This window comes from Pseudomonas sp. NPDC090752 (assembly GCF_055584805.1).
On record NZ_JBVJLI010000032.1, the window covers coordinates 22,097 to 28,303 of the forward strand.

Consider the following 6,207-nt stretch of genomic DNA (forward strand, 5'->3'; position numbering starts at 1 on the left):
GCCGGGTCGGATGCTGAGGAGGGTCATGCACCAATATAGAGCATTCTCACGCTCAGCGTTTGGCGCACAGCTGCAGGGTGGCGCGCAGCAGTGCCTGGTGGCGCAACCAGTCGTTGGTACGCTGTGCCAGTGCGTGTGAGAGTTTTCGCTGGCAGTCTTTCGGCTGCTGCTGGTCGAAGCGGCTCAGCTCGTTCAGTAGTGTTATCTGAAGTTTGTCCAGATGCGGCCGAAGGTCTTTCGCGAGATCGAGCCGAGTAGCGGGGGGCCGATACCCGAGCCTCGTCCAGCGGTCGAGCAGGGTGTACTGAACAATCTTGTTGGCTTCGATCTGGTCGCTGAAGAACGCGGCGGCGCGTTCTGGGCTGACGTTGTAGTTGGAGGCCAGTTGGCGTGCTTGTGCCAGCACCTGACCTTCTCGCGCGGTAGATTCTACCGGCAGGTGCTGATCCCACTTGTGTACCGCGACCGAGCTCGCCAAGTTGAGCCGTTGTTCGATGCCGGTCAGCAAGGGCGTAAATTCGGATTCCGAGGATGTGTGTGTCTGGCAGCCGAGCAGGCCGAGTGCAAGGATGAGAGTAATCGGGGTGAGGCGCATCTTGATCTCCTTGTGCGTGGAGACCCGATTGTGAACGGGCAGACAATTTCTGCAGGTAGGACGCTTCCGATTCTCACAAATGGAAAAATAAAAACGGCCTTCAGAAGAAGGCCGTTTTCGGTGAACTCATCGACGCCAGGCGCCGATCAGATCAGCAGCTGTAGTACAGCTCATATTCCAGCGGGTGCACGAAGGTGCGGACCTTGATCTCTTCTTCGCTCTTCAGCGCGATGAAGGCATCGATGAAGTCGTCGGAGAACACGCCGCCCTTGGTCAGGAACGCACGGCCTTTGTCCAGCTCTTCCAGGGCTTCCTTCAGGCTGCCGCAGACTTGTGGGATGTCCTTGGCTTCTTCCGGTGGCAGGTCGTACAGGTTCTTGTCGGCCGCATCGCCTGGGTGGATCTTGTTCTGGATGCCGTCCAGGCCAGCCATCAGCAGGGCCGCGAAGGCCAGGTACGGGTTGGCCGATGGGTCCGGGAAGCGTGCTTCGATACGGCGGGCTTTGGGGCTGCCGACGTAAGGAATACGGATCGAGGCGGAACGGTTGCGCGCCGAGTAAGCCAGCATGACCGGGGCTTCGAAACCTGGGACCAGACGCTTGTAGGAGTTGGTCGATGGGTTGGTGAAGCCGTTCAGGGCCTTGCCGTGCTTGATGATACCGCCGATGAAGTACAGTGCGGTGTCGGACAGACCGGCATAGCCTTCGCCCGCGAAGGTGTTCTTGCCGTCTTTCCAGATCGACATGTGCACGTGCATGCCCGAGCCGTTGTCGCCGTACAGTGGCTTCGGCATGAAGGTGGCGGTACGGCCGTAGGCGTCGGCAACGTTGTGCACGACGTACTTCAGGGCCTGTACTTCGTCAGCTTTCTTCACCAGGGTGTTGAACTTGACGCCGATCTCGTTCTGGCCGGCAGTCGCCACTTCGTGGTGGTGAACTTCAACGACCTGGCCCATTTCTTCCAGTGCGTTGCACATGGCAGTACGGATTTCGTGGTCGTGGTCAAACGGTGGAACCGGGAAATAGCCGCCTTTGACGCCTGGACGGTGGCCTTTGTTGCCGCCTTCCACGTCAGCGCCAGTCATCCACGAGCCTTGCTCGGAGAAGATCTTGAACATCGAGCCGGAGATGTCCGACTGGAACTTCACTTCGTCGAAGATGAAGAACTCAGGCTCTGGGCCTGCGAATACGGTGTCACCGATGCCGGTGCCTTTCAGATACTCTTCGGCACGCTTGGCGATCGCACGTGGGTCGCGATCGTAGCCCTGCATGCTCGACGGGTCGACGATGTCGCAGGTGATGATCAGGGTTGGCTCTTCGGTGAACGGGTCCAGCACAGCAGTGTCGTCGACCGGCATCAGGATCATGTCGGAGGCTTCGATGCCTTTCCAGCCTGCGATGGAGGAGCCGTCGAACATCTTGCCGACTTCGAAGAAGTCTTCGTCCAGGCCATCACGCGCTGGCATGGTCACGTGATGCTGAACGCCCTTGGTGTCCGTGAAACGCAGATCAATCCACTTGACGTCATGATCTTTGATGAGTTGAACCGACTTCGACATGTTGTCCTCCGGATGGTCTAGAGCGCGGTGGGCCGCTGCCCTGGAAAAAGGGTGATGCTGGGCGCGGATAGTCGGCCAAGCTTACCTGCCTCACAAGGGAGCAAATTGCATGCCAGTGCCCGAAAATGGCGAGGGCGGGATAAAAGGGGGCGTTTGCGGGCTTGTGACCCGCAATGGCGGCTGGAAATTGCACCATTAGGAGGCAGAAAAACCTGGCAAGGCACCAAGTTGGTGCAATGCTTTGGTGTTGTGCTGTTTTTGAGGGCCTCATCGCGGATGAATCCGCTCTTACGGGCATCGCGCACGCGTAGGAGCGGATTCATCCGCGAGAGGCCGGCGCAGGCGCTCACAATCCCCCTCCAGCATCTATCTCAAAGCTTCTGACCAAAAGTTGGTCAAATCCTGAGCAATTTCCGCTATAATTCGCGCCCCTCATTTTCGGCAGGCCCTGCGCGCGCTGTTAAACCAATGAAACTTATCGTCAAAGTCTTCCCAGAGATCACCATCAAGAGCCGGCCGGTGCGCAAGCGCTTCATCCGCCAGCTCGGCAAGAACATCCGCAACGTGCTCAAGGACCTCGATCCTGAGCTCGCGGTCGATGGTGTCTGGGACAATCTCGAAGTGGTCACCCGCGTCGAGGACGAGAAGGTCCAGCGCGAGATGATCGAGCGCCTCACCTGCACCCCGGGGATCACCCACTTCCTGCAGGTCGAGGAATACCCGTTGGGTGATTTCGACGACATCGTCGCCAAGTGCAAGCAGCATTTCGGTCACCTGCTGGCCGGCAAGCACTTCGCCGTACGCTGCAAGCGCGGTGGCCACCATGACTTCACCTCGATGGACGTCGACCGTTACGTTGGCAGCCAGCTGCGCCAGCAGTGTGGCGCCGCCGGCATCGAACTGAAAAACCCCGAAGTGCTGGTACGCATCGAAATCCGCAACCAGCGCCTGTACGTGATCCACAACCAGCACAACGGTATCGGCGGCTATCCGCTGGGCGCCCTTGAGCAGACCCTGGTGCTGATGTCCGGTGGCTTCGACTCCACCGTGGCGGCCTACCAGATGATGCGCCGCGGCCTGATGACCCACTTCTGCTTCTTCAACCTCGGCGGCCGTGCCCACGAACTGGGGGTGATGGAAGTCGCCCACTACCTGTGGAAGAAATACGGCAGCAGCCAGCGCGTGCTGTTCATCAGCGTGCCGTTCGAAGAGGTGGTCGGCGAGATTCTCAACAAGGTCGACAACAGCTACATGGGCGTGACCCTCAAGCGCATGATGCTGCGCGGCGCCGCGCACATGGCCGATCGTCTGCAAATCGAAGCGCTGGTGACCGGCGAAGCGATCTCCCAGGTATCGAGCCAGACACTGCCGAACCTGTCGATCATCGACTCGGCCACCGACAAGCTGGTGCTGCGCCCATTGCTGGCCAGCCACAAGCAGGACATCATTGACCAGGCCACCGAAATCGGCACCGCCGACTTCGCCAAGCACATGCCTGAGTACTGTGGGGTGATCTCGGTAAACCCGACCACCCACGCCAAGCGCCACCGCATGGAGCATGAAGAGAAGCAATTCGACATGGCCGTGCTGGAGCGCGCCCTCGAACGTGCCAAATTCATCTCCATCGACCATGTGATCGATGAGCTGGGCAAGGACATCGAAATCGAGGAAGTCAGCGAGGCGCTGCCCGGCCAGATCGTCATCGACATTCGTCACCCCGATGCCCAGGAAGACGCGCCGCTGGTGCTCGAGGGCGTTGAAGTCCAGGTGATGCCGTTCTACGCGATCAACAGCAAGTTCAAGCAGCTGGATGAAACCCGCCAGTACTTGCTGTATTGCGACAAGGGTGTGATGAGCCGTTTGCACGCACACCATCTGCTCAGTGAGGGACATGCCAATGTGCGTGTTTATCGTCCGACATAAGACGCCAGGGCTGTATGGCGGCAGCATCCGCCATCGCCCTCCCGACCGCCGGGCCTGCTGAGCCTTTTACCTTCATATTGGCCGCCTAGACTGGCGGCAACCGAATCCTCTGATCGAGATACAGTTGTGATCGAAAATCTGCGTAACATCGCCATCATCGCCCACGTTGACCATGGTAAAACCACTCTGGTCGACAAACTACTGCGTCAGTCCGGCACTCTGGAACGTAACGAGCTCAACGACGAGCGCGTCATGGACTCCAACGACCAGGAAAAAGAGCGCGGTATTACCATCCTGGCGAAAAACACCGCCATCAACTGGAATGGCTACCACATCAACATCGTCGACACCCCCGGCCACGCCGACTTCGGTGGCGAGGTTGAGCGTGTAATGTCGATGGTCGACTCCGTGCTGCTGCTGGTCGACGCTCAAGACGGCCCGATGCCGCAAACCCGCTTCGTGACCAAGAAGGCTTTCGAAGCTGGCCTCAAGCCAATCGTCGTGATCAACAAGGTCGACCGTCCGGGCGCGCGTCCTGACTGGGTTCTGGACCAGATCTTCGACCTGTTCGACAACCTCGGTGCCACCGACGAACAGCTGGACTTCAAAGTCGTCTACGCCTCGGCCCTGAACGGCATCGCCGGTCTGGACCACACCGAAATGGGCGAAGACATGACTGCCCTGTACCAGGCAGTCATCGATCACGTTCCAGCGCCAGCTGTAGACCGTGACGGCCCGTTCCAGATGCAGATCTCCGCACTGGACTACAACAGCTTCCTGGGTGTGATCGGTGTTGGCCGTATCGCCCGTGGTCGCATCAAGCCGAACACCCCGGTTGTCGCCATCGACGCCGACGGCAAGAAGCGTAACGGCCGAATCCTGAAACTGATGGGCCACCACGGCCTGCACCGCGTCGACGTCGAAGAAGCCCAGGCTGGCGACATCGTCTGCATCAGCGGTTTCGACGAGCTGTTCATCTCCGACACCCTGTGCGACCCGACTGCCGTCGAGGCGATGAAGCCGCTGACCGTTGACGAGCCTACCGTTTCGATGACCTTCCAGGTCAACGACTCGCCGTTCTGCGGCAAGGAAGGCAAGTTCGTCACCAGCCGTAACATCAAGGACCGTCTGGACAAAGAGCTGCTGTACAACGTTGCCCTGCGCGTTGAAGAAACCGACTCCCCAGACAAGTTCAAGGTCTCGGGCCGTGGTGAGCTGCACCTGTCGGTACTGATCGAAACCATGCGTCGCGAAGGCTTCGAGCTGGCCCTGGGCCGTCCGGAAGTGATCATCCGTGAAGTCGACGGCGTGAAGCAGGAACCGTTCGAAAACGTCACCATCGACATCCCTGAAGAATCCCAGGGCAAGGTCATGGAAGAGATGGGTCTGCGTAAAGGCGACCTGACCAACATGGTTCCGGATGGCAAGGGCCGTGTACGCCTGGAATACAACATCCCAGCGCGTGGTCTGATCGGTTTCCGTAACCAGTTCCTGACCCTGACCAACGGTGCAGGCATCCTGACCTCGATCTTCGATCGCTACGACGCGGTGAAGTCCGGCCACATGTCCGGCCGTCAGAACGGCGTACTGGTTTCGGTCGAAACCGGCAAGGCGCTGACTTACTCGCTGGAAACCCTGCAGGCGCGTGGCAAGCTGTTCGTCGAGCACGGTCAAGAGATCTACAACGGTCAGATCATCGGCCAGAACAGCCGCGACAACGACCTGGGCGTCAACCCTACCAAGGGCAAGAAGCTCGACAACATGCGTGCTTCGGGTAAAGACGAAGTCATCGCCCTGGTTCCGCCAGTTCGCTTCACCCTGGAACAGGCTCTGGAATACATCCAGGAAGACGAGCTGTGCGAAGTAACGCCGAAGTCCATCCGTCTTCGCAAGAAGATCCTGGACGAAAGCGAGCGTACCCGCGCTGCGAAGAAAGCCAAGAACAGCTAAGTTAGTTCAGGCTGAATGAAAACGCCCCCGGTCGAAAGGCCGGGGGCGTTTTTGTTTGTCTGGCGATTCGGTGGTGCTCTCTTCGCGGTGTACGACCGGAGACATCGTTTACATAGTAAACCGGGGACATGGTTTACACATTTGAGGCTTGGACGCGGTTTTCGCCTCGTCCAAGCCTCCC

Annotated in this window: 4 protein-coding genes; 2 read left to right on the forward strand and 2 right to left on the reverse strand. The window is 59.0% G+C overall.

Going from position 1 to position 6,207, the window contains the following annotated elements; genetic code table 11:
* Positions 1-52: 52 nt before the first annotated feature.
* Complete coding sequence (locus ACZ6YA_RS25590; RefSeq protein WP_465900496.1) at positions 53-595, reverse strand: chorismate mutase; 543 nt, start codon at positions 593-595, stop codon at positions 53-55.
* 151 nt (positions 596-746) lie between these two features.
* Positions 747-2,153, reverse strand: a complete 1,407-nt coding sequence (gene glnA, locus ACZ6YA_RS25595) for a type I glutamate--ammonia ligase (RefSeq protein WP_465900497.1) — start codon at positions 2,151-2,153, stop codon at positions 747-749.
* 468 nt (positions 2,154-2,621) lie between these two features.
* Between glnA and thiI the strand changes: the two genes are divergently transcribed.
* Entirely contained in the window at positions 2,622-4,076 is a 1,455-nt protein-coding gene (thiI, locus tag ACZ6YA_RS25600) for a tRNA uracil 4-sulfurtransferase ThiI (RefSeq protein WP_465900499.1), read from the forward strand.
* A 126-nt stretch (positions 4,077-4,202) separates the two neighbouring features.
* Positions 4,203-6,026 (forward strand): translational GTPase TypA, encoded by a 1,824-nt coding sequence (gene typA / locus ACZ6YA_RS25605; protein ID WP_016489590.1) that lies wholly within the window; start codon positions 4,203-4,205, stop codon positions 6,024-6,026.
* The last annotated feature ends 181 nt before the right edge of the window (positions 6,027-6,207 follow it).

Coding starts and splice junctions, on each gene's coding strand:
- ACZ6YA_RS25590 (WP_465900496.1), bottom strand. CDS start 595: ATGCGCCTCACCCCGATTACTCTCATCCTTGCACTCGGCCTGCTCGGC.
- glnA (WP_465900497.1), bottom strand. CDS start 2,153: ATGTCGAAGTCGGTTCAACTCATCAAAGATCATGACGTCAAGTGGATT.
- thiI (WP_465900499.1), top strand. CDS start 2,622: ATGAAACTTATCGTCAAAGTCTTCCCAGAGATCACCATCAAGAGCCGG.